This is a genomic window from Allobranchiibius sp. CTAmp26, assembly GCF_017565405.1.
Lineage (GTDB): Bacteria > Actinomycetota > Actinomycetes > Actinomycetales > Dermatophilaceae > Allobranchiibius.
In genome coordinates this window covers 206,582-230,123 of the sequence record NZ_JAGEKR010000012.1, presented here as the reverse complement: position 1 = coordinate 230,123, position 23,542 = coordinate 206,582, and the positions used below count along the sequence as shown (strand labels likewise).

23 protein-coding genes are annotated in these 23,542 nt (G+C 69.7%); 9 read left to right on the top strand and 14 right to left on the bottom strand.

Annotated elements, in window-relative coordinates; translation table 11 throughout:
• The first annotated feature begins 30 nt into the window (after window positions 1-30).
• Genes J4030_RS09320 through J4030_RS09305 form a run of 4 tightly spaced genes read left to right on the top strand, consistent with a single transcriptional unit; the run spans window position 31 to window position 4,616 of the window.
• Entirely contained in the window at window positions 31-816 is a 786-nt protein-coding gene (locus tag J4030_RS09320; RefSeq protein ID WP_208048942.1) for a c-type cytochrome, read from the top strand.
• Window positions 816-1,940 carry a ubiquinol-cytochrome c reductase iron-sulfur subunit gene (locus J4030_RS09315; RefSeq protein ID WP_208048941.1) on the top strand — a complete coding sequence of 375 codons (1,125 nt, stop codon included), beginning with the start codon at window positions 816-818 and terminating at the stop codon, window positions 1,938-1,940. The genes J4030_RS09320 and J4030_RS09315 overlap by 1 nt, the downstream gene beginning before the upstream one ends.
• A complete protein-coding gene (locus J4030_RS09310) occupies window positions 1,937-3,757 on the top strand; it encodes a ubiquinol-cytochrome c reductase cytochrome b subunit (protein WP_208048940.1) in 1,821 nt (606 codons plus the stop codon). The genes J4030_RS09315 and J4030_RS09310 overlap by 4 nt, the downstream gene beginning before the upstream one ends.
• A 28-nt stretch (window positions 3,758-3,785) precedes the next feature.
• The gene (locus J4030_RS09305; RefSeq protein ID WP_208048939.1) at window positions 3,786-4,616 is read left to right on the top strand and encodes a 2-phosphosulfolactate phosphatase; all 831 of its coding nucleotides are present in this window, start codon (window positions 3,786-3,788) and stop codon (window positions 4,614-4,616) included.
• Between the two features lie 53 nt (window positions 4,617-4,669).
• Here the strand turns inward: J4030_RS09305 and J4030_RS09300 are convergent, their stop codons facing one another.
• From J4030_RS09300 to J4030_RS09260, 9 genes are all read right to left on the bottom strand, one after another.
• Entirely contained in the window at window positions 4,670-5,686 is a 1,017-nt protein-coding gene (locus tag J4030_RS09300; protein WP_208048938.1) for an NADP-dependent oxidoreductase, read from the bottom strand.
• Between the two features lie 68 nt (window positions 5,687-5,754).
• Window positions 5,755-6,156, bottom strand: coding sequence for a cytochrome c oxidase subunit 4 (locus tag J4030_RS09295; protein WP_208048937.1), 402 nt, complete (start codon window positions 6,154-6,156; stop codon window positions 5,755-5,757).
• Complete coding sequence (gene ctaD / locus J4030_RS09290) at window positions 6,153-7,919, bottom strand: cytochrome c oxidase subunit I (RefSeq protein ID WP_208048936.1); 1,767 nt, start codon at window positions 7,917-7,919, stop codon at window positions 6,153-6,155. The genes J4030_RS09295 and ctaD overlap by 4 nt, the downstream gene beginning before the upstream one ends.
• Window positions 7,919-8,860, bottom strand: coding sequence for a cytochrome c oxidase subunit II (gene coxB / locus J4030_RS09285; RefSeq protein WP_307864631.1), 942 nt, complete (start codon window positions 8,858-8,860; stop codon window positions 7,919-7,921). The genes ctaD and coxB overlap by 1 nt, the downstream gene beginning before the upstream one ends.
• Before the next feature lie 148 nt (window positions 8,861-9,008).
• Window positions 9,009-9,698, bottom strand: a complete 690-nt coding sequence (aat, locus tag J4030_RS09280; RefSeq protein ID WP_307864630.1) for a leucyl/phenylalanyl-tRNA--protein transferase — start codon at window positions 9,696-9,698, stop codon at window positions 9,009-9,011.
• Window positions 9,699-9,724: 26 nt separating this feature from the next.
• Window positions 9,725-10,711: a carbohydrate kinase family protein gene (locus J4030_RS09275; RefSeq protein ID WP_208048935.1), complete on the bottom strand. Its 987-nt coding sequence runs from the start codon at window positions 10,709-10,711 to the stop codon at window positions 9,725-9,727.
• A 126-nt stretch (window positions 10,712-10,837) separates the two neighbouring features.
• The gene (locus J4030_RS09270; RefSeq protein ID WP_208048934.1) at window positions 10,838-11,218 is read right to left on the bottom strand and encodes an iron-sulfur cluster assembly accessory protein; all 381 of its coding nucleotides are present in this window, start codon (window positions 11,216-11,218) and stop codon (window positions 10,838-10,840) included.
• 494 nt (window positions 11,219-11,712) lie between these two features.
• Complete coding sequence (locus tag J4030_RS09265; RefSeq protein ID WP_208048933.1) at window positions 11,713-12,816, bottom strand: glycerate kinase; 1,104 nt, start codon at window positions 12,814-12,816, stop codon at window positions 11,713-11,715.
• Window positions 12,817-12,847: 31 nt separating this feature from the next.
• Window positions 12,848-13,558, bottom strand: coding sequence for a M50 family metallopeptidase (locus J4030_RS09260; RefSeq protein ID WP_208048932.1), 711 nt, complete (start codon window positions 13,556-13,558; stop codon window positions 12,848-12,850).
• A 69-nt stretch (window positions 13,559-13,627) separates the two neighbouring features.
• Between J4030_RS09260 and J4030_RS09255 the strand changes: the two genes are divergently transcribed.
• Together J4030_RS09255 and J4030_RS09250 are read left to right on the top strand one after the other, a co-directional pair.
• Window positions 13,628-14,512, top strand: a complete 885-nt coding sequence (locus tag J4030_RS09255; protein ID WP_208048931.1) for a MurR/RpiR family transcriptional regulator — start codon at window positions 13,628-13,630, stop codon at window positions 14,510-14,512.
• Window positions 14,512-15,372, top strand: coding sequence for a DMT family transporter (locus tag J4030_RS09250; protein ID WP_208048930.1), 861 nt, complete (start codon window positions 14,512-14,514; stop codon window positions 15,370-15,372). Before J4030_RS09255 ends, J4030_RS09250 begins: the two co-directional genes overlap by 1 nt.
• 49 nt (window positions 15,373-15,421) lie before the next feature.
• Here the strand turns inward: J4030_RS09250 and J4030_RS09245 are convergent, their stop codons facing one another.
• Together J4030_RS09245 and J4030_RS09240 are read right to left on the bottom strand one after the other, a co-directional pair.
• Entirely contained in the window at window positions 15,422-16,453 is a 1,032-nt protein-coding gene (locus J4030_RS09245; RefSeq protein WP_208048929.1) for a glutathione S-transferase family protein, read from the bottom strand.
• A complete protein-coding gene (locus tag J4030_RS09240) occupies window positions 16,450-17,832 on the bottom strand; it encodes a dipeptidase (RefSeq protein WP_374221988.1) in 1,383 nt (460 codons plus the stop codon). The genes J4030_RS09245 and J4030_RS09240 overlap by 4 nt, the downstream gene beginning before the upstream one ends.
• Window positions 17,833-17,871: 39 nt before the next feature.
• On the opposite strand from J4030_RS09240, the gene J4030_RS09235 reads away from it, so the two are divergent.
• The gene (locus J4030_RS09235; RefSeq protein ID WP_307864629.1) at window positions 17,872-18,513 is read left to right on the top strand and encodes a DUF3043 domain-containing protein; all 642 of its coding nucleotides are present in this window, start codon (window positions 17,872-17,874) and stop codon (window positions 18,511-18,513) included.
• A 28-nt stretch (window positions 18,514-18,541) separates the two neighbouring features.
• On the opposite strand, the gene J4030_RS09230 is transcribed toward J4030_RS09235, so the two are convergent.
• Complete coding sequence (locus J4030_RS09230; RefSeq protein ID WP_208048927.1) at window positions 18,542-18,757, bottom strand: hypothetical protein; 216 nt, start codon at window positions 18,755-18,757, stop codon at window positions 18,542-18,544.
• Between the two features lie 102 nt (window positions 18,758-18,859).
• Entirely contained in the window at window positions 18,860-20,032 is a 1,173-nt protein-coding gene (locus J4030_RS09225; protein WP_307864628.1) for an NADP-dependent malic enzyme, read from the bottom strand.
• A 141-nt stretch (window positions 20,033-20,173) separates the two neighbouring features.
• Here J4030_RS09225 and J4030_RS09220 point away from each other — a divergent pair, with 141 nt between their 5' ends.
• The gene (locus J4030_RS09220) at window positions 20,174-20,680 is read left to right on the top strand and encodes a bifunctional adenosylcobinamide kinase/adenosylcobinamide-phosphate guanylyltransferase (protein ID WP_208048926.1); all 507 of its coding nucleotides are present in this window, start codon (window positions 20,174-20,176) and stop codon (window positions 20,678-20,680) included.
• A gap of 86 nt (window positions 20,681-20,766) precedes the next feature.
• Here the strand turns inward: J4030_RS09220 and gcvT are convergent, their stop codons facing one another.
• Window positions 20,767-21,915 (bottom strand): glycine cleavage system aminomethyltransferase GcvT, encoded by a 1,149-nt coding sequence (gene gcvT, locus J4030_RS09215; protein WP_208048925.1) that lies wholly within the window; start codon window positions 21,913-21,915, stop codon window positions 20,767-20,769.
• A gap of 92 nt (window positions 21,916-22,007) precedes the next feature.
• On the opposite strand from gcvT, the gene J4030_RS09210 reads away from it, so the two are divergent.
• Window positions 22,008-23,501, top strand: a complete 1,494-nt coding sequence (locus J4030_RS09210) for a leucyl aminopeptidase (RefSeq protein WP_307864627.1) — start codon at window positions 22,008-22,010, stop codon at window positions 23,499-23,501.
• Window positions 23,502-23,542 lie beyond the last annotated feature (41 nt).

Below are 23,542 nucleotides of genomic sequence, written 5' to 3'. Positions count from 1 at the left end.
CTTCCTCCCCGACGACAGGATCTGCGCCTCGTGAGCTCGCTCGCCGCACAACGTAGGCACCCGGCATCGATCGTGCTGGTGCTTCTCCTCGGCCTGGTGATCACCGGTGGCCTCTACGCCCTCCTGGCGCCCAGCAGCGCGGGTGCCGCCGTGGGATCCAGCTCGGATCTCAAGTCGGGCAAGTCGTTGTTCCTCGCGAACTGCGCGACGTGCCACGGGGTCAACGCCGACGGTCGCGAGAACAACCCGTCGCTGGTCGGGGTGGGTGCCGCCGCGGTGGACTTCCAGGTGAGCAGCGGCCGGATGCCGCTGTCCAACCCGTCGGTGCAGGCCGCGCGCAACAGCAGCAACGTGCAGTTCACCTCCACGCAGATCAAGCAGCTCGCGGAGTACGTCGCCTCCCTCGGCGCCGGCCCGGCGATCCCCTCCAGCAAGTACACGAGCCTCGGTGGCAACATCGCCAAGGGTGGTGAGCTGTTCCGGGTCAACTGCGCCATGTGCCACAACTTCGCCGGTTCCGGTGGCGCTCTCACCCGTGGCAAGTACGCGCCCAACCTCATGGACGTCAGCGGCAAGCAGATGTACGAGGCGATGCTCACCGGCCCGCAGTCGATGCCGGTCTTCAACGACACCAACCTGTCTCCTCAGGACAAGAAGGACGTCATCGCCTACCTGAAGAACGTCAAGAACGAGCCGAGCCAGGGTGGTCACACCCTCGGCAACCTCGGCCCGGTCACCGAAGGCATGTTCGCCTGGACCATCGGCATCGGCCTGCTCATCGGCGCCGCGGTCTGGCTGGGACGGAAGGCGGCCTGATGACTACTTCGTTCACCGGCCCGGAGCGGCACGACCACTCCGAGCACCAGCCCGAGCCTGGGGACCACGGCCGCCAGGGCTCGGACCTGATCAACCTGGGTGACGGTCACCACGAGGGCAGCGGAGCGCTGCCGGAGCGGTTCGAGAACCCCGGCCTGCCCGAGCACGTCCACCGCCTCGGCGACGACGACCCGGCTGCCGCGAAGCGCTCGGAGCGTCAGGTCGCCAGTCTCTTCGGCGTCTCGATGCTGGCCACCCTGCTGTTCGTGATCTCCTACATCGTCGTCGGCAAGGGCGAGATCGTCACGCTGCCGCTCATCGGGGCGACCAAGGCGCTGCACGTCGCGCTGGGTGTGACGCTCGGGATCTCGCTGCTGTGCATCGGCCTGGGCGCCGTGCACTGGGCCAAGACCCTGATGTCCGACACCGAGGTCGTGGAGGAGCGCCACACGCTGCGCTCCCCCGATGAGGACCGCGAAGGCACCGTCAAGATCCTGACCGACAGTGCCGAGTCGACACAGCTCACCCGCAGGCCGCTGATCAAGTACTCCCTCGGCGGTGCGCTCGGCCTGTTCGTCGTACCCCTCGGCCTGCAGCTGGTGGGCTCCCTTGGCCCGTTGCCGCACGACAACCTGGGCGTCACCCTCTGGGACCGCAAGCTGAACGGCAAGGGCCGCCGGTTGATGCGCGACCCGGAGAACACCCCGATCCGGCTGTCCGACGTCACCCTGGGCAGCGTCTTCCACGTGCTGCCCGAGGGCATCGACGACGTCCAGAACCCGCAGGACGCCAAGGTCAAGGCCGCGGTGCTGCTGGTCAGCATGCAGGAGAGCGACATCAAGAACGCCAAGGAAGCCAGTTGGGGCATCCAGGGCGTGGTCGCCTACTCCAAGATCTGCACGCACGTCGGTTGCCCCGTCGGCCTCTACGAACACACGACGCACCACCTGCTCTGCCCCTGCCACCAGTCGACGTTCGACATGACGAACGACTGCGAGGTCATCTTCGGCCCGGCGAAGCGCCGTCTGCCCCAGCTGAAGATCTCGGTGAACGACGCGGGTTACCTCGTCGCTGACCAAGGATTCCAAGAGCCCGTCGGTCCTAGCTTCTGGGAGCGCGCATGACCTCCGACGCACACACCGGTACCGGTCGACCCGCCGACGCACTGCGCGGCGACGACGAGACGTCCACCGCCCCCAAGAAAAAGGGCGGAGGTGCTGTCGGCGGCGTCGCCAACTGGATGGACGAGCGCACCGGCGGCGCCAAGGGCATCCGCTACCTGATGAACAAGGTCTTCCCGGACCACTGGTCGTTCATGCTCGGTGAGGTCGCGATGTACTCGCTGATCATCCTGCTGATCACCGGGACCTTCCTCACGTTCTGGTACGTGCCGAGCATGGGTGAGACCATCTACCACGGGTCCTACACCCCGCTGCAGGGCCAGCAGATGAGCGAGGCCTACAAGTCCACCGTCGACATCTCGATGGACGTCCGCGGCGGCCTGCTGATCCGGCAGATCCACCACTGGGCGGCACTGCTCTTCCTCGTCGCGATCATGCTGCACATGTTCCGAGTGTTCTTCACCGGCGCGTTCCGCAAGCCGCGCGAGATCAACTGGGTCATCGGCGTGCTGCTCTTCATGCTCGCGATGGTCGAGGGCTTCGCCGGTTACTCGCTTCCGGACGACCTGCTGTCCGGTACGGGTATCCGCGCGGCACAGGGCTTCATGCTCTCGATCCCGGTGATCGGCAGCTACGTGGCGTACTTCGTGTTCGGCGGTGCGTTCCCGGGAAGCGAGATCATCCCTCGCCTGTTCACGGTGCACGTCTTGTTGCTGCCGGCGATCATCATGGGCCTCTTCGCGGCACACATGATCCTGCTGATCGTGCACAAGCACACCCAGTTCCCCGGCCCGGGTCGCTCGGACCACAACGTCGTCGGCTTCAAGCTGATGCCGGTCTACACCGCCAAGGCGGGTGGCTTCTTCTTCATCGTGTTCGGCATCACGGCGCTGATCTCCGGTCTCGTCACGATCAACCCGATCTGGATGTACGGCCCGTACGAGCCGACCATGGTCACCGCCGGCGCTCAGCCCGACTGGTACATGGGCTTCGCCGACGGCGCGCTGCGACTGTCGCCCGGGTGGTGGGAGTTCACCTTGCTGGGGCACACCTTCAGCCTGAACGTGATGATCGGTGCGATCCTGCTCATCCCGGTCATCTTCACCGCGCTGGGGGTCTATCCGTTCCTCGAGGCGTGGATCACCGGTGACAAGCGCGAGCATCACCTGCTCGACCGTCCGCGCAACGCGCCGACCCGTACGGCGATCGGCATGGGATTCATCGCGTTCTACTTCGTGCTGTTCGTGGCCTCCGGCAACGACATCATGGCGATCACGCTGCATCTGTCGATCAACGACATCACGCACGTGATGCAGGCATCGATCTTCATCCTCCCGCCGTTGGTCTTCTGGATCACCAAGCGGCTGTGCATGTCGCTGCAGCGCAGTGATCGCGATCTGGTCCTGCACGGCAAGGAGTCCGGTCGTCTCATCCGGACGGCGGAGGGTCGCTTCTTCGAGGCGCACACCCCGCTGTCCGAGCACGACCGTTGGCGTCTGGTGTCCTACGAGACGCACCGGCCGATCGCGGCCCCGACGGAAGCCGACTCCAACGGTGTCGGCCGACGTCAGATCGCCAAGGACAAGATGCGGGCCCGGCTGTCGCACTTCTACTTCAACGACCGGATCGAGGCCATCACGCCCGCCGAGCTGGCTGCCGCGCATCACGACGGGCAGGCATTCGAATCGATCGAGTCGGCCGAGGACGGGGACCGGCTGGAGATCGACAGCGACGAATTCGACCACCACATGCACGGTGGGGCCGAGGAGCTCTCGTCCGGACACGCTTACTCTCACCCGCAGGACCAGGAACCGTCCTGATCCCGCGCGCGGGATAGTCTCGCGAGACATGACTGCTGCCGATGTGCTCCACGCACATCGGCAGCAGTCGTCTGTGGTGCGGTGTGAGTGGGGGCCGATGGCCGCCCGGCTCGTGGACCGCGCGGGGAAGGGCACGCCCGCACCGTCGGTACCCCGCACCGTCGCGGTCGTCGTCGACGTCCTCAGTTTCACCACGACCGTGACGTTGGCGACGTCGCGGGGTGCGCGCGTCCACCCGTACCGCTGGGCAGGTGATGGCGCCCGCCGTCGGGCAGACGAGCTCGGGGTGCAGTTGGCCGCAGGGCGGGACCGAGAGCAGGGAGGTCCGGAGACGGTCGGGCTGTCCCCCGGATCCGTGGTGACAGCGGCGACGGTCCCCGACCTGCTGCTCCCCTCCCCCAACGGGTCCACCGTCGCGACCCTGCTCGCCGACGCCGGCGTCCAGGTGGTCGCCGGCTGCCTGCTCAATGCCGACGCGGTCGGCGAGTGGCTCCGTGCCCGCCGTGCAACCGACCCGGGAGCCACCGTCCTGGTGGTGCCTGCGGGCGAACGCTGGCCCGACGACTCGCTGCGGCCGGCGTACGAGGACCTGTGGGGTGCAGGCGCAATCATCGCGGCGCTCGACCTGCAGCCGGTGGACCTGTCCCTCGAGGCGCGGATGGCCGTGGCCGCGTATCGGGCAGTCGAGGACGACCTGCTGGGCGCGTTGCGGGAGTGCGCCAGCGGGCGTGAACTGACCCACCGCGGCTACGGCCAGGATGTGCGGATCGCTGCCGAGCTCCACACCCTGCAGGCAGTGCCGGTGCTGCGCGACGGATACTTCAGCGCCGACCCCGAGTCATGGTCAGCACGATGGTGATGCGGGCGTCAGTAATTTGCTGACAACCGCACCGGCCGGGTAGGCCGCTCGGACTACTCGGCCACCTTCACGACGAGCTTGCCGAAGTTGCGACCGGCGAGCAGCCCGCGGAACGCCTCCACGGTGTGGTCCAGCCCCTCGACGACGTCCTCGCGGTACTGCACCTGGCCCGAGGAGACCCAGCCGGACATCTCGCGCTGGAAGTCGGCGAAGTGGTCCGCGACGAACTCGGTCTGGATGAACCCGCGCACGTTCAGGCTCTTGCGCAGGATCGTGCCCATCAGCACCCCCGAGCGGTCCGGACCCTCCGGCAGTGAGGTCGCGTTGTAGACCGACACCAGGCCGCAGACCGGCACCCGCGCGTACGTGTTGAGACGGGGCAGCACCGCGTCCCAGACCGCACCGCCGACGTTCTCGAAGTAGACGTCGACGCCGTCCGGCGTCGCTGCCGCCAGATCGTCGCGGAAGCTCTCGGACCGGTGGTCGACGGCGGCGTCGAAGCCGATCTCGCGGCAGTAGTCGACCTTCGCCTGGCCACCGGCGATGGCCACCGCACGGGCGCCGCGCAGCTTCGCGATCTGTCCGACCGCGCTTCCCACCGGGCCACTGGCCGCGGCCACCACGACGGTCTCGCCAGACTGCGGCCTACCGATCTGCAGCAGGCCTGCGTACGCGGTGAACCCGGGCATCCCGAGGACGCCGAGTGCCGTGCTGACGGGTGCGGTGCCGGTGTCGACCTTCTGCAGGTAGGAGACCGGCTCGACGGAGTGGCTCTGCCACCCGCCGTACCCCAGCACCACGTCGCCCGGCGCGAATTGTCCACCTGGGGCCTGCAGCACCCGGGACACGGTGGCCCCGACCATCGTCTGGCCGATCTGCACCGGAGCGGCGTACGACGGTGCGTCGCTCATCCGGCCGCGCATGTAGGGATCGAGCGAGAGGTAGAGCGTCTCCAGCAACACCTGATCCTGCCCGGGCTGATCCAGCTCGGCCTGCTCGACGCGGAAGTCGCTGTCGATGGGCTCACCCTTCGGGCGAGCCTGCAGGGTGATACGGGTTGTCTGGGTCACGGCCGTCTCAGATCATCGAAGTGCCCACGCCGCTGCGGCGCCGGCGTCCTGCAGCTGCGGGAGGGCGATCAGATCGCCTCTTCACCCCGGAAGTACTCGAACACCCAGCCGATGGCGGACAGGGCCAGCAGCGGTATCCCGATGATGACCATCCACCAACCGACCGCTAACCCGAGGAAGACGATCGCGCCGGAGAGGCCGAGGAAGAGCGGCCACCACGAGTGCGGGCTGAAGAAGCCGAAGTCGCCCTCGACATCGCTGATCAAGGCGTCGGGGTTGTCGTCCGGGCGCAGGTCGATCTTGCGGCCGGTGAACCACAGGAAGAACGCGATCATCAGGCAGAGTCCGGCGGTCAGGAAAAGACCCACCACGCCGACCGGCTCGTGCCAGTGGGTGAAGAACCCGTAGATCACGCCCATCACAGCGGAGAAGCTGAACAGGATGCTGAACAGCTTGTACTCGACCTTCATCGGTCAGCCTTCCGTTCGCCGCCCATGGTCTGCGACCCGCGGTCACTAGGGCCCATCAGCTTGGACAACGCGTCGGGAGCAGGCGCGACCGACGTCGCCGCGACCTCCGGGTGGTGCAGATCGAACGCCGGGCGCTCGGAGCGGATCCGCGGGATGGAGTCGAAGTTGTGCCGCGGCGGCGGGCACGAGGTCGCCCACTCCAGTGACGCGCCGTACCCCCACGGGTCGTCGGTCTCGACCAGCGGCGCCGTGCGCCAGGTCTTGTAGACGTTGTAGATGAACGGCAGCATCGAGACGCCGAGGATGAACGAGCCGACGGTGGACACGTCGTTCATCCACTGGAAGCCGTCCTCCGGCAGGTAGTCGGCGTAGCGCCGGGGCATGCCCTCCACACCCAGCCAGTGCTGGATGAGGAACGTCGTGTGGAAGCCGATGAACAGCAGCCAGAAGTGCAGCTTGCCGAGGCGTTCGTCGAGCATCCGGCCGGTCAGCTTGGGCCACCAGAAGTACCACCCGGCGAACATCGCGAACACGACGGTGCCGAACACCACATAGTGGAAGTGCGCGACCACGAAGTAGGAGTCCGACAGGTTCAGGTCGAGGGCAGGACTGGCCAGGATGACGCCGGTCAGGCCGCCGAAGAGGAAGGTGACCAGGAAGCCGATCGCCCAGAGCATGGGTGTCTCGAAGGTGATCGAGCCGCCCCACATGGTGCCGATCCAGTTGAAGAACTTCACTCCGGTCGGCACGGCGATGAGCATCGTCATCACCGCGAAGAACGGCAGCAGCACCTGACCGGTCGCGTACATGTGGTGCGCCCACACGCTCACCGACAGGGCCGCGATGGCGATGGTCGCGAAGACCAGCGTCTTGTAACCGAAGAGCGGCTTGCGGGAGAACACCGGCAGCACCTCGGAGATGATCCCGAAGAACGGCAACGCGATGATGTAGACCTCGGGGTGCCCGAAGAACCAGAACATGTGCTCCCAGAGCATCGCTCCGGCGTTCTGGGAGTCGAAGACGTGCGCACCCATCACCCGGTCGGCGCCCAGCGCGAACAGCGCGGCGGCCAGCACCGGGAAGACCACGATCACCAGGATCGAGGTGATGAGGACGGTCCAGACGAACATCGGCATCCGGAACATCGTCATACCGGGAGCGCGCATGCACACGATCGTGGTGATGAAGTTGACCGACCCGAGGATCGTGCCGAACCCGGCGAGGGCCAGGCCGAAGACCCACAGGTTGCCACCGACACCCGGGCTGTAGACCGAGTTGGACAGCGGCGCGTAGGCGAACCAGCCGAACGCCGCGGCGCCCTGCGGGGTGAGGAAGCCACCGGCGGCGATGAGGCCACCGAAGAGGTAGAGCCAGTAGGCGAACATGTTCAGCCGGGGGAACGCCACGTCCGGCGAGCCGATCTGCAACGGCATCAGCGCGTTCGCGAAACCCGCGAAGAGCGGCGTCGCGAACAGCAGCAGCATGATCGTGCCGTGCATGGTGAACAGCTGGTTGTACTGCTCGGGGTTGTCCACGATCTGCAGCCCCGGCGCCCACAGCTCCGCGCGGATGAGCAGGGCCAGCAGGCCGCCGATCAGGAACCAGGCGAAGGAGGTGATGAAGTACAGGTGGCCGATGACCTTGTGATCGGTCGCGGTGATCCACTTGACGATGGTGCGACCGAGCTGACGCTCGCGGGTCGGTGCGGCCGTCTCGCGGAAGTCACCTGCGCCCCGGGTCCGATCTGCCGTGGTGCTCGCCATCACTTGCTCCCAACGTTGACGACGTCCGAGGAGTTGAGGCCGGACGGCAGGTACTGCTGCTGACCGTTCTCAAAACCGGACCGGTTGAGCGCGTTGGACAGGAAGCCGGACTGACCGGCCGCGCGCAGTCGCTGCATCTGCTTGGCGTAGTCGGCGGCGTTCACCACCTTGACGTTGAACAACATCTGGGAGTGGTAGGCGCCGCACAATTCCGCGCACTTGCCGCGGTAGGTACCGATCTGGGTCGGCGTGACATCGAACTTGTTGACCTTGCCCGGGATCATGTCCATCTTCTGCAGGAACGCGATCACCCAGAAGTCGTGGATCACGTCACGGGAGGTGAGGATGAACTCGGTGCGCTTGTTGACCGGCAGGTACAGCGTCGGGATGGTCTTCTCGGCGCCGGGCTTGCCGTTCAGCACGGCCTGCTCGCCGGTGTCGTACGTCTTGTCGTTGACGTAGTTGAAGTCCCAGGACCACTGCTTGCCGATGACGTTCACGGTGTTCTGCGGGGTGCCGGAGGTGTCGAGCATCTTGTTCTCCAGCTCGACGGTCTTGCCGAAGAGCACGGCCACCATGATCACCGGGACGACGGTGTAGAGGATCTCGATCGGCACGTTGTAGGCCAGCTGCGGGGGCAGCCCGGTGTCGGTCTTCTTACGGCGGTAGCGGACCGCGCTGTAGATGATCAGACCCCAGACGAGCACACCGACGCCGAGGGCCCACAGCCACGACGCGACCCAGAAGTCGGTGATGCCCGGGGACACCTTGGTGATGCCGTGCGGGAGGAAGCCGCGGCGCTGCTGCGCGGTGCAGCCGGACAGGGCGGTCGCGCTGAGCGCCACCACTGCGACGTATCCCAGCCGACGGCGCAACGACCGGGGCGGCTTCACGGGTCGGCGCGAGGTCCCGCCGGACTGGTTTTCACGGGTTCCGGACACGACGAAACCTTATCCCAGGCCCACACGTTGAGGCAGGGCGGCACCCGCGTCCGGGGAGCCCTGGAAGGCACCGGGCCGCCCGTTGCATGCTCCCGGTACGCCGGGTGGGCGCTGACCGTGTCGGTGCCGTGACGTCTGCCCCGGTGATTCAGCGCGAAACGGTCCCTGCGAACGCGGACGGCAAGGTCCCGGTGACCGCCCGGTCCAGCAGTCGCAGATAGCTGCGACGGTCGATCTCCCGGACCCCGAGCGTGCCCAGGTGATCGGTGTGCCACTGCACATCGATCAGCCCCGGCGCACCCGCGGCCAGCACCTGCTCGGCCAGCACCCACACGGCGACCTTCCCGGCGTCGGTCACGTGGTGGAACATCGACTCCCCCGCGAAGAACGCACCGATCGCTACGCCGTACAGACCGCCGGCCAACGTGCCGTCCTCGTCCCACACCTCGACGGAGTGCGCCCAGCCGAGCTCGTACATGCGGCGGTAGGCCCCGACCACCGAGGGGGTGATCCAGCGCCCGTCCCGACCAGGGTCCGCGCAGGCGCCCACCACGCCGTCGAAATCCCGATCGATGCTGGTGGTGAAACGTCGTCGGGAGCGGCGCAGCGAGCGGGACACGTGGTGCTCACCCGGCAGCAGCACGCCGCGGTCCACGGGCGACCACCAGCCCATCGGCGGTCCGCCCTCGGCGCCGGTGCCCATCGGGAACAGGCCCGTGCGGTACGCCGCGAGCAACGTGCCGGGTTCGAGATCGGCGCCGATCGCCACCAGGTCCGACGGGTGCGCGGGATCGAACCGCAGCGACCACTGCGACGGTGCCGGTTCGATCGGCGACACGGGTCGACCTGCCGTCCTGGGTCGTCTCAGTCGCGCGGGATGCGCAACCTGGCCTGCACGGTCGCCGCCGCGTCGTCGCCGTACGCCGCGGCCAGCCGTCCGAGGAAGTGGGCGCGGCCGAGGACGTACTCCTGGGTGCCGACCGTCTCCACGACGTACGTCGCGAGGGTCGAGCCGATCTGGGCGCAGGTGACCAGGTCCAGATCCCAGGCGAGGCCGCAGAGGAATCCGGCGCGGAAGGCGTCGCCGACACCGGTGGGGTCCACGCTCGCGACCTCGCCGGCGATGGGCACGTCGATCGGGTCGGCCCCCTTGCGCAGGATCCGCGCGCCGTCGCGGCCGCGGGTGATGACGCGTACGCCGACGTGCTCGAGGATCTGCTCACTGGTCCAGCCGGTCTTCTGCTCGGTGAGGTGCGCCTCGTACTCGTTGGTCATCAGGTAGGTGGCGCCGGTGATGAGCTCGCGGATGAACGGGCCGTCGGCGAACGCCAGCTGCTGGGAGGGGTCGGCGACGAACGGAATTCCGCGCGAACGGCATTCGTCGGAATGCCGGCGCATGCCCTCGGGGTCGTTGGCGCCGACCAGCACCAGGTCAAGACCCCCCACGCGTGCCGCGACCGGGCCGAGCTCGATCTCCCGTGCCTCCCCCATCGCGCCGGCGTAGAACGTGGCGATCTGCGCCTGGTCGTCGTCGGTGGTGCACACGAAGCGCGCCGTGTGCTTGGTCTCGGAGACCCGCACCGACTCGCAATCGACGCCATGGCGCTCCAGCCAGGACCGGTACGACGCGAAGTCCTCCCCGACGGCTCCGACCAGCAACGGGTGCTCGCCCAGGACCGCCATCCCGAATCCGATGTTCGCGGCGACCCCGCCTCGACGGATCTGCAACTCCTCGGCGAGGAAGGACAGCGAGATCTTGTTCAGCTGTTCCGGGACGAGGGAGTCGGCGAACCGGCCACGGAAGGTCATCAGGTGGTCGGTGGCGATGGAGCCGGTGATGGCGATCTTCATGGCGTGCAACCTATCCGGCATCACCCGGCTGGCCGAAACCGCGCCGAGGTGCGGTCGGACAACGCAAGAGGCCCGAACCCGGTGACGGGTTCGGGCCTCTCGGTCGTTACGAGCGGATGCGGACGATCAGCTGAAGCTGTCTCCGCAGGCGCAGGAACTGCCCGCGTTGGGGTTGTCGATGGTGAAGCCCTGCTTCTCGATCGTGTCAGAGAAGTCGATGCTGGCGCCGTCGAGGTAGGGCGCGCTCATCCGGTCCACCACGACCTCGACACCGTCGAAGTCACGCACCAGGTCACCGTCGAGGCTGCGCTCGTCGAAGTAGAGCTGGTAGATGAGGCCGGAGCAGCCGCCGGGCTGCACGCCGACGCGCAGGCGCAGGTCGTCGCGACCCTCCTGCTCCAGGAGGCTCCTGACCTTGCCGGCCGCGAGCTCGCTGAGTTCGACGCCGTGGGTCTGGGGCGCCTCGGTGGTCGGCGTCGAAACGGTGGTGCTGCTGTCCACGCTCATGGATCCTCCACTGGACTGGCGGGATGATCGCGCCGAGTGCGGCACGATCAACGTTCGTTGCTGGCAACCGCGCGGTCCTGCGAATTGTTCCCGGACGCGGTACGCGATCACCACCTCAAGGGTACGTCGTCGTGGTCGGCAGCCGTGACGGCCCGATCCGATCCCGCTCGGTGAGTCGCTCGCTCGCCGTTCACACGTCCGGGGGCGAGCGGGCCCAAACGAGAGCGGACGTGTCCGGTGCGCGCGCGTTCTGGGGGCGAGCGGGCCCAAACGAGAGCGGACGTGTCCGGTGCGCGCGCGTTCTGGGGGCGAGCGGGCCCAAACGCGCGGGCACGTGTCCGGTGAGCGCACGTTCTGGGCCGAGCGGGCCCAAACGAAGGCGGGAGTGTCCCGTGAGCGGACGTTTCGGGGCGAGCGGGCCACAACGGGAGCGGACGTGCCCGGTGAGCACACGTTCTGGGGCCGAGCGGGCCGAGACGAACGAGTGGACGAGGTCAGGCCGGCGTCCACGTGCCGGCGACGCGGGCGGCGAGCTGGGCGACCATCTCGGACGGGTCCGGTGCGCTCGGAGCGTCCGAGCCGCTCGAGTCCTCCCGTCGTACGTCGGCCGACAGCCGCCCGGCGGGCACCGCCGAGTAGACGCCGCTCACCCCGAGCGATGCGGATTCCCGTCGTCCGACATGCGCTTCCCGGGACAGGACGACCACGGGTCTGCCGAGACCGGCCGCGATCTCACCGACGTGCGCGAGCACCGTGTCCTGCAGCGAGCGCCAGTCGAAGACGTCCTCGCCGATCACCACCAGGTCAGTGCCCGCGACCGCGCTACCTAAGCCGGCAAGCTCGGCGCTCACCTGCGCGCCGGGACGCAACTGCGCGCCGATGAGTCCGAGTCCGAAGGCGACACCGCCCCCGGAGCCCGCACCCGGCTCGCGATCCAGCCGCCGGTCCTTGCCGGTGAGCAGATCGCGACGCGGAGGCAGCGCGCGGCGGGTGCGGTCGAGGTAGGCCCCCAGCGCGTTCTCGGCCTCCTGGGATTCCTGCCGGCTGAGCCCGAGTGCCTCCTCGGCGTGCGCTGCGGCACCGTGGAATCCCAGCAGGGGCAACGCCTCCGACGTCGCCACGACGATCGGCGTGCCCCGCCACGCCACCCGCGTCTCACGCAGCCACCCCAGCTCGGCCTCGGCAGGGTCGTCGTCGCGCCCGGCCATCGCCTGGAGCATGCCCAGCCCGCCGTCGAGGCAGCGTAGATCGCCCACACCGACGACGATCCGGCGTACGCCGGGCAGCTCCGATGCGGCGACCAGGAGGGCGCCGACCGGGTACGACGAGCGGCCGGCCTGCGCCTGCGCGGCCTCGAGCACTGCGCTGCCGTCGGGCAGCAGGACGGCGGTCGCGAGCGCGCCGTCCACGGCCAGCGGTTCCTCGCGGGCGCCGTCGATCCTGGCTGTGGCTGCCGCGAAACCGCGCCCTCCGCGGGACAGTGGGAGGGCATCGACGGTCACCGCAGGAGACCGCTGCAGCCAGGCCGCCCGGATGAGGTCGACGACCTCGGAGGGGGTGGCTGCGCCGATCGCGTCACTGGTCACGAGCACTCGCACGCCGTCATTCTCCCCCGGACCGTGCGCCGGATCAGCCCACCCTGCCGAGCAGCAGCGCCCCGCCGAGGACCATGACGGCGAGGCTGAGGAGCGCGAAGGCCGCGATCCAGAGCGCCGCGGGGATCCGGGTGAGGGCCGCGAGCTGGTCGGCGTCGGACCGGCCGTTCTCGTAGCGCCGGTTGCGTTGCAGGTCCAGGACGGTACGCGGGGACCCCAGCAGCAGGAACCACATCAGCAGGTGCGCGAAGCCGGACTGGACGGGCGGGCTGCACCACCAGGTGATCGCGCCGACCGGTAGAGCGCACGCCAGCAGCACGAGCGCGCCGTACCAGTTGCGGATCTGCAGCGTCATGGCCGCGAGCACGAGCAGCACCGCCCAGAGCACGCCCGCCGCGTACCCGCGGGACAGCACCCACGCGCCGAGCGCACCGAGCACCGCCGGTCCCGGATAACCGGCCGCGAAGGTGGCGATGGCCCCGGCGCCGCGCGCGGGCCCCCGGGAGACCGTCACCCCCGAGGTGTCGCGGTGCACCTGGACGCCGTGCAGCGACCGGCCGACACTCAGCGCCGCGAGCGCATGTGACCCCTCGTGCGCCAGCGTGATCCCGGAGCGCGCGACCCGCCAGACCGGCGCCCAGCAGACGATGACCAGGGCGAGCAGGGCGGTGCCGACGACGACCTCGCGGGACGGCGGGGGCGCCGCGGCGGTGACCCGGTCCCACAGGTCGGCTGCGCTGCTCATCCCGGGAGGATGCCCCACCCGGCTGTGGTGAGCGAGCAGTACAGCGGTTCGATGGTTACGCTGTTACGCGTGAACCCTCTCCTGGGTAACAGAGTTTCACCGCGCGACGACGCGCTGGGCAAATGGCTGGGCAGTGTGCACGCCCGCAGCGGTGACCTCGCCGCGAGCGAGGCGAAGGTCGTGACGCTCCTCCTGTCCGACCCGCTGTTCGTCGGCACGAGCACCACGGCGCAGGTCGCCGCCCGTGCCGGCGTATCCGCCCCGAGCGTCGTGCGCGCCGCCCGGGCGATCGGGTTCGACGGTTTCACCGAGCTCAAGCTCCAGATCGCCCGCGCCCGGGGGACGACGGAGTTCTTCGCGCCCCCCGAGGCGCTCGCCGAGGACGCGTCGACCGCCGCTGTGCTCGAGACGTCCGTCCGCGCTGGGACCGACGCTCTCACCGCGCTGAGCGGCGCTGTGAGCCTTGCCGCTCTCGACGAAGCGGTCGCCGCCGTACGCCGAGCCGGGCAGGTGATCGCCTTCGGGGCGGGTCCCTCCGCGACGGTCGCCGCGGATGCCGTCTTCCGCCTGCGGGCGCTCGGCGTGCGGACCGCCGGTATCCAGGACCACGAGTCGGCGATGATCGCGATGCGGCTCCTCGACGTCCACGACGTCGTGATCGCCGTCAGCTCGACCGGACGCACGGCGTCGACGCTGGCCGTCGCCGACGCGGCGTCCTCCGCGGGCGCCACGCTCATCGCGATCACCAATCAGTACAAGACGCCGCTGTCGACCCTCGCGGACATCGCCCTCGTCGTCGGCGGCGCTCCCCTGCCGACCCAGATGGCGGCGGCGGGAAGCAGGCTCGCCCAGCTCGTGGTCCTCGACGCGCTCGCCGCCGCTCTCGCCTTTCGCGACCCGGACCGGGTCGGTCGCGCCGAGCGTGCGGGCATCGACCTCCCCGACATCTCCTGATGCACGCCGGCACCGTCGGCATCGTCCTCGTCGCGGCGGTGGCGCATGCGATCTGGAACCTGGCGTCGAAGTACAAACGCGGCGACACCGTCCTCTTCGTCTGGGCCTACACGTGCGCGTCAGCGCTGCTGTGGGTCCCCATCGGCATCGCCCTCGTGTGGACCGGCGCACAGCCACTCGACGGGCGGCTCGCGCTCGGCTCGATCGTCTCGGCCGGTTTGCACGTCGCGTACTCCCTCACCCTCCAGGCCGGCTACGACCGCGCCGAACTCGGCGTCGTCTACCCCGTCGCCCGCGGCACCGGGCCCGTGTTGACCATGCTCGTCGCAGTCCTGCTGCTCGGCGAACGGCCCAGCTGGGTCGCGATGCTCGGTGCTCTCGGTGTCGTGGGCGGCATCCTCGTCGTCGCGGGCAACCCCCTCGGCAGTGGGCGACGTCGTCCCGCGCACGGCATGCGCTGGGGCACCGCCACGGGTGCCACGATCGCCGCCTACACCCTCTGGGACAGCTTCTCGGTCACGTCGCTGAACCTGGCACCCGTGAGCTACTACGCCGGCACGCTCCTGTTGCAGAGTCTGATCCTGACCCCGAGCGCCCTGCGACGACGCGGCGACATCGCCGACGCCGTCCGCAGGAACGTCGTGCCGGTCCTCACGGTCGCCGTCTTCTCCCCGCTCGCCTACGTCCTCGTGCTCACGGCCATGCGGACCGCGCCCGTCGCCCTCGTCGCACCGCTGCGTGAATCCTCGATCGTGATCGGCTCGCTCCTCGCATGGCGGCTCTTCCACGAGGGCCATCTCGCACGCCGCATCGCCGGCGCCGCGATCGTCCTCCTGGGCATCGCGGCGATCAGCCTCTGAGGGCGCGCCGCAGCGCCCTGGCGACGCGACGTGGCCGCCGTACGACGGGTCAGCTCGGGCGGTGCAGCAGCCCGTCCGTGCCCACGGCCGGGTTGTGCGCCGGGTCCACCCGCTCGCCCTCGGCGATCGCGCCGGGAGCGGTCCCATCGCCGAATGCACTGCCGCCCAACGACTCCCGCCCGTGCGCGGCCATCCAACCGGACAGGTCCGGGCCCTTCGGCACGATGCCGGTGGGGTTGATGTCGGCGTGCACGACGTAGTAGTGCCGCTTGATCTGCTCGAAGTCGACGGTGTCGCCGAAACCGGGCGTCTGGAACAGATCACGGGCGTAGGCCCACAGCGCCGGGAACTCGATCAGCTTGCCCCGGTTGCACTTGAAGTGCCCGTGGTAGACCGGATCGAAGCGCACCAGGGTCGTGAAGAGCCGCACGTCGGCCAGCGTGATGTGGTCGCCGACGAGGTAGCGCCGGCCCGTCAGACGTTCCTCCAGCCAGTCCAGCGCGGTGAAGAGCCGGTCGTACGCTGCGTCGTACGCCGCCTGCTCACCGGCGAAACCGCAGCGGTACACCCCGTTGTTGACCTCGGTGTAGATCCGCTTCATCACCGGGTCCATCTCCTCCCGCAGCGCCTGCGGGTAGAGGTCGGGTGCGCCGCCCCGGTGGAAGGCGCCCCACTGCTCGATGAGGTCGATGTCCATCTGGGCGAAGTCGTTGGTGACCACCGAGCGGGTCGGGACGTCGACCAGCGCGGGCACCGTGATCCCGCGCGGGTAGCCGGGCTGCCGGTTCTCGAACGCGTCCTTGAGACGCGGCATCTTGAGCACGGGGTCCACCCCGCCCGGGTCCAGGTCGAAGGTCCAACTGTCCTGGTCGTGGGTGGGGCCGCACAGCCCGAGTGAGATGGCGTCCTCCAGGCCGAGCAGCCGTCGTACCGTCGTGAGGCGACTGGCCCAGGGGCACGCGCGGCTCACCACGAGCCGGTAGCGCCCGGGCTCGACCGGCCACGTCGGGGAGTCCTGGGTGATCCGGTCGTCGATGTAGTTGGTGTCGCGTTCGAAGCTGGGTTCGACGTAGGCGGTCATGCGCCCATTGTCCCCAGCCGCTCCAGCAGGAACGCCTCCGCACGGCAGACCCGCTCGAACTCCCCCAGGTGCAGGCTCTCGTTCGCTCCGTGCGCGCGGGTGTCGGGATCCTCGACGCCGGTCACCAGGATCGCCGCCTGCGGGAAGCGCTCGGCGAACGCCGCGACGAACGGGATCGACCCGCCCACCCCGATGTCGACCGGCTCGGTGCCGTCCCAGGCATCGCGGAACGCCGCCCGCGCCTGGTCCTGGACCGGCCCGCGCGCTTCCGCCGCGAAGCCGGCACCCTCGTCGTCCAGGGTCACCTCGACCTGCGCGCCCCAGGGCGTGTGCTCGCGCAGGTGGTCCTGCAGCAGCCGATAGGCCTCCCGCGGGTCCTCGTCGGGAGCGATGCGCATGGAGACCTTGGCGCGCGCGGACGCGGCGAGCGTGTTCGACGCCGTGTCGACCGACGGGGCGTCGATGCCGATCGTGGTGATGGCGGGCCGGGTCCACAGATCGGACAACAGATCGCCGGAGCCGATGACCTGCACGCCCTCGAGGAGGCCGGACTCCAGACGCAGCCGCGCCTCGTCGTACCCCAGGTCGGAGGCCTTGCCTCCGCACAGGCCCTGGACGGCCACCGTGCCCTGGTCGTCGTGCAGGGAGGCCAGCAGGCGGACGAGCGCGGTGATCGCGTCCGGCACCGGACCGCCGTACATGCCCGAGTGCACGCTGTGGTCGAGGGTGCGCACCGAGACGACGACCCGGATCATCCCGCGCAGGGTCGTGGTGAGCGCTGGAATGCCGATATCCCAGTTGGTGGAGTCGGCCAGCACGATGGCGTCTGCGCGCAGCCGGTCACCGTGCCGCTCCAGGATGGTGGCAAGCGAGTCGGACCCGACCTCCTCCTCCCCCTCGACGAACACCGTGACACCGACGGGCGGGTGACCGTCATGCGCGCGGATCGCGGCGATGTGCGCCATGACGCCGGCCTTGTCGTCGGCGGCGCCGCGGCCGTAGAGCCGTCCGCCGCGCTCGACGGGCTCGAACGGCGGGCTGTCCCAGTCCTTCTCATCGCCGGGCGGCTGCACGTCGTGGTGGGCGTAGAGCAGCACGGTCGGCGCGCCGTCGGGGGCGGGAAGGTGTCCGATAACCGCGGGCCGGCCGCCCTCGCGGACGATCTCGACGCTCAGACCTTCGGCGCGCAGCAGCTCGGCGACCGCCTCGGCGCTGCGGTCGACCTGGGTCTGGTCGAAGGAGTCGAGCGACACGCTGGGGATCGCGGTCAGGGACTCGAGATCGGCGCGTACGCCGGGCATCAGGTCGGCGATCCGCGTGCGCAGTCGCGAGGTGGTCTCGGACCCAGAGGGCGTGGTTGCTGCGTCTTCGTCAGTCACGGCGGCCACCGTAGTCCGGACGCCCGTAGAATCATCAGCGTGTTAGGCCGCAGCAAGTCCGAACCCGTCACCACCACGAGCACCCCTGAGACCGGCGAAGGGGTGGTCCTCACCAAGGATGGCAAGAAGGGTCGACCCACCCCGAAGCGCCGCGACCAGCAGGCCGCCCGCCGCCAGCCCCTGGTGCCGGAGGACCGCAAGGTCGCCAAGTCGGCGTCCCGCGACGAGCAGCGCAAGTCCCGGATCGCGCAGCGCGAGGCCATGGCGCGCGGCGACGAGAGCGCGCTGATGCCCCGCGACCGCGGACCCGTCAAGCGCTACATCCGCAACTACGTCGACGCTCGTCTGCGGATCGGCGAGGTGGTGCTGCCGCTGATGCTGATCATCCTGATCGGCTCGGTCGTGCTGCCCAGCAACGTGCTCAAGACCAACGGCCTTCTGGTGGTGTGGGCGATCGCCGTGGTCAGCGTCATCGACGCGGCGTTCATGTGGCGCCGCCTGAAGAAGCGGATCGTGGAGTCGACCGGCGAGGCGCCGCCGAAGGGCGCGTGGTGGTATGCCGGGATGCGCGCCTTCCAGATGCGCTTCACCCGGATGCCCAAGCCGCAGGTGCCGCGCGGGATCCCGCTGGACGACATCCCCGCGCCCGGCCGGGCCGGCGCGGCGGTCAAGACTCGCTGACGCCGCTCCCTCTGCTCCGGTTGCCGGACTAGAGCTCGTCGGACAGGCTCATCGGCCCGTAGACGACCTCGCCGTTCTCCAGGAGCGTCACCGACGCGACGCCGGCGTCGGCGAGTTCGCGCCAGCTCTGCCCGAGCCACGACTCGGCGTCGCTCTGCGTCGGGAACGCCGAGGTCACCATCGTGGTGCCGGTCAGCTCCCCACCGTCGCGGTCGGCATACGTCCAGGTCCAGGCATCGCTCATGCGGGCGAGCCTATGCGCGGGCGGCGACACCCGCCGTACGCCGGTCGGTAGTCGGCACTGCGGTCACTTTCCTGCAGAGGGACGACACTCCCCCGGTTCGCCTCAGGCGTGCGCAGCGACCGCGGCGGCGACCGCGGTCGCGACGCGTTCGTCGAAGACGCTGGGCACGACGAGGTCGGCCACCGGCGCTTCGACGAGGTCGGCGATCGCCTGTGCGGCCGCCAGCTTCATGGCCTCGGTGATGCCGCTGGCACCCGAGTCGAGCGCGCCGCGGAAGAGCCCCGGAAATGCCAGCACGTTGTTGATCTGGTTGGGGTAATCCGAGCGCCCCGTGGCCACGACGCGTGCGTGGCGAGCAGCAACCTCAGGGTGAACCTCAGGGTCAGGGTTGGCGAGGGCGAAGACGATGGCATCCGAGGACATCGTGGCGACGATCTCCTCGGGCACGCTCCCACCGGACACGCCGATGAAGACGTCCGCGCCAAGCATCGCGTCCGCGAGTACCCCCGTGACACCGCGCGGGTTGGTGGTCGCTGCCACCCGCACCTTGTGCTCCGCCAGATCGGTGCGCCCGGAGTGCACCACACCACGCGAGTCGCAGACGACGACATCGGCGACGCCCCGACGGAGGAGGATGTTGGCGATCGCGACTCCGGCGGCGCCCGCACCCGAGATCACCACCCGCAGCGTCTCCAACTCCCGGCCGACGACCTTCGCGGCGTTGATCAGCGCCGCGAGCGAGACGATGGCGGTGCCGTGCTGGTCGTCGTGGAAGACCGGGATGTCCAGGCGTGCCTTCAACTGCTCCTCGATGGCGAAGCAGCGCGGCGCGGAGATGTCCTCCAGATTGATGCCGCCGTACGTCGGGGCGAGGCGGGCGACCGCTTCCACGATCTCCTCCACGGTCCCCGTCTCGAGACACACCGGCACCGAGTCGACCCCCGCGAAGTGCTTGAAGAGCACCGCCTTGCCCTCCATGACCGGCAGCGCGGCGACCGGGCCGATGTCACCGAGGCCCAGCACCGCTGTGCCATCGGTGACGACGGCGACCGTGTTGCGACGCGTGGTGAAGCGGAACGACAGGGACGGGTCGATCGCGATCGCACGGCATACGTCGGCGACGCCGGGGGTGTAGAGCAGCGCCAGGTCCGCGCGGTCGCGCAGCGGCTTGGTCGGGACCGACTCCAACTTGCCGCCCTCGTGGGCCTCGAACACCGGCCCGGAGATGTCCGGCTGCGAAGGGGCTGGCACGGGTGGGGCGGGCTGTTCGGTCACGCTGGGTACACCTCTGTGTCTCGGGGCGGGCGGGCCATCGACTGGTACCGCGGTGGGCCCGGGTCACCCAACCACGCGGGCGTCGGGGGGCGCTACCTGCAACCCGCTGCCGGGCGCGTCGCGAGCCCCTACCCTGTCCGAATGAGCACGACGTTGGTCCTCGGCGGCACGGCACGGTCGGCGCGCAGGTACGCCGCAGCGTTACTGCCGGCGGATTCGCCGGTCACGGTGGTCTTCCCCGGCGAACCGGTGACCGACCAGTACCCGGACGAGTGGACCACCGTGCGGGCCGACGACCTGACCCGCACCATCCTGCGCGGGCGCACGCCGGTGCTGGTGGACTCCCTCGAGACCTGGGTCAGCGGCCTGCTCGACCACCACGACGCCTGGTCCGGCGACGAGGCGCGCCTCGCCACCGTGCGCGAGGCGATCGCCGAGTTCGGGGCGCTCTGGATGCACGCGCCGTACGACTCCGTGGCCCTCAGCCGCGAGGTCGGCCTGACGGCGATCCCGGAGGACGACCGCAACCGGCGGCTGCGCGACGTGCTCGAAGAGGTCAATGCCGCGGTCTCGGTGGCCAGCAAGCGCACCCATCTGATCGTGGCCGGCCGCGCGCTGGACCTGTCGGACTCGGTCCGCATCGACTGACGACTCCTGCGCCACAGCCTGACGGCGTTCGGCACGGTTGACGGCGTTCGAACACCGTCAACGGACGCGAACGCCGTCAGCGTGAGTCAGCTCGGCTGCACCTGCACGAACGGCGGCTTGACCACCGTCACGGGCAGCGCGCGACCGCGTACGTCGACCACGAGCTCGTCGCCTGCGGTGATGCCGCGGTCCAGCAGCGCGAGCGCGATCCCCTGCTTCAGGGTGGGCGACATCGTGCCGGACGTGACCTCGCCGACGACAGTGCCGTCCTCACGGGTCACGGCGCAGTGCGCGCGCGGGATTCCGCGACCCGTGGCCAGCAGACCCCAGGCGAGCCGGCAGGACTTCTCGGCCTTCTGCTCGGCGAGGACGTCCTTGCCCCAGAACTGGTCCTTGCCCCAGCCCACGGCCCAGCCGGCGCGCGCCATGTTGGGGGTGATCCGCATGGACAGGTCGTTGCCGTGCAGCGGGTAACCCATCTCGGTGCGCAGCGTGTCGCGCGCCCCGAGACCGCAGGGCAGCCCGTCCAGGTCGTGGATCGCGTCCATCAGCGCGTCCCACAGAGCCGGCGTGTCCGCCCACCGCGGCACCAGCTCGAACCCCTTCTCACCGGTGTATCCCGAGCGCAGCACGATGATGTCGCGGCCCTGCCAGCTCGTAGCGGCGCTGGTGAAGGACATGTAGTCCAGGTCGGTGGGCAGTCCGAGCTTCTGCAGCACCTCGGCGCTGCGCGGACCCTGCACCGCCACGATCCCGTAGTCCTCGTGCTGGTCGCGCACCTCGATGCCGTCCGGGGCGGCGGCCTGCAGGCGGCGTACGACCTCGGCGGTGTTGGCCGCGTTGGGGACCAGGAAGACCTCGTCCTCGCTGGTGAAGTACTGGATCAGGTCGTCGACCACGCCGCCGGTCGCCTCGTCGCAGCACATCGTGTACTGCGCCTTCGGCGGTGCGATCTTGCGCAGGTCGTTGGTGAAGCACCGGTTGACGAAGTCGGCGGCGCCCGGCCCGCGGACCGAGGCCTTGCCGAGGTGGCTGACGTCGAAGATGCCGACCCGCTCACGGACGGCGGTGTGTTCGCGCAGCACCCCGCCGCCGGCGTACTCGATCGGCATCTGCCACCCGCCGAAGTCGGCCATCTTCGCGCCGAGGGCGCGGTGGCGTTCGTCGAGCGGCGAGGTGCGCGCTGGCACGTCGGAGGCGGGCAGGGCGGCGGCGTCGGGGGGCAACGAGGTCATGGCGTCACGGTAGCTGTGGGCCGCGCGTACAGTCGCGAGAGGCATTCACCGCCCCCGCACCACCGACGACGATGAAGACGAGGACGACACACGTGACGACCACCGTTTCCCTGACCGCCAAGACCGCTCCCGACGGAGCAGACGTGACGGTCGTGCTGACCCGCAAGGGCGCGAAGGGGGCGGTCGGCGTGCGCACCCCCGCCCTCACCGACGAGGCCTGGGCGCATCTGGACACGCTGCTGTCCGCGGTCCAGGCCACCGGGGCGGCCGACGAGGTGCTGAAGTTCACCGGCGTCCCCGGTGCGGGTGACCTGGTGGTCACGACCGGCTCCGGCCTGGCCGACGAGCCGACCGCCACCGACGCCGAGGCCGTACGCCGCGCGGCCGGGGCCGCGATCACCAAGCTGAAGGGCACCGTCTCGGCGTATCTGGCGCTGCCCGGCGCGGACTCGGCGCTGCTGACGGCGACGGTCGAGGGCGGTCTCTTCGGGGCGTACGCGTACACGGCGTACAAGACCGGAGAGAACAAGGCGCCGGTCGCCTCCCTGAAGGTGCACGCGGCCAGCCCCTCCGGTAAGGACGCGAAGGCTCTCGTGGCGCGCGCCCAGACGGTGGCCGCTGCGCAGAACTGGGCGCGCGACCTGGTCAACATGCCGCCGCTGGACCTCTACCCCGAGTCGTTCGCCCAGGCGGTGCGCGAGCGCTTCTCGGGCACCAAGGTCAAGGTCGAGGTCGCCGAGGAGGCGCAGCTGGCCAAGGACGAGTGCGGCGGACTGATCGGTGTCGGCCGCGGCTCGGCCCGCCCGCCGCGTCTGGTGACGCTCACCTACAAGCCCCGCAAGGCCGCGACTCACCTGGCGCTGGTCGGCAAGGGCATCACCTTCGACTCCGGCGGCCTGTGCATCAAGCCCGCCGACGGCATGATCACGATGAAGAGCGACATGGGCGGGGCGGCCGCCGTCGCGGCGACCATCGAGGCAGTCGCCGCCCTCGGGCTGCCCGTGGCGGTGACCGGCTACCTCTGCCTGGCCGAGAACCTCACGGGTGCGGACGCGCAGCGCCCCGGCGACGTCGTCCGGATGCCCAACGGCAAGACCGTCGAGATCATCAACACCGACGCCGAGGGCCGCCTCGTCATGGCTGACGGACTCAGCCTCGCCTCGCGACTGACCCCGGACCTGACGATCGACGTGGCCACCCTGACCGGCGCGGCCGTCGTGGCGCTCGGTGACCAGACGGCCGCCGTCGTCAGCAACGAGGACTCCGTGCGCGAGGAGATCGTCGATGCCGCGGGACGGGCCGGCGAGGCCGCGTGGCCGATGCCGCTGCTGGAGCACCTGCGCGCCGGCCTCGACTCCAAGATCGCCGACATCAAGCACACGGGCGGGCGACCCGGTGGCCTCATCAGCGCCGCGCTCTTCCTGCGCGAGTTCGTCGGCGACGGCGCGAACGGGAGCCAGTTGCCGTGGGCGCACCTCGACATCGCCGGACCTGCGTACAGCGAGAAGCCCTACGGTTACACGCCGTTCGGTGGCACCGGGTACGCCGTGCGCACCCTGGTGACGCTCGCCGAGGGCCGGGCCTGACCGCACCATCCCGCGGCTGAGAAGCTGCCGACCCGAACATC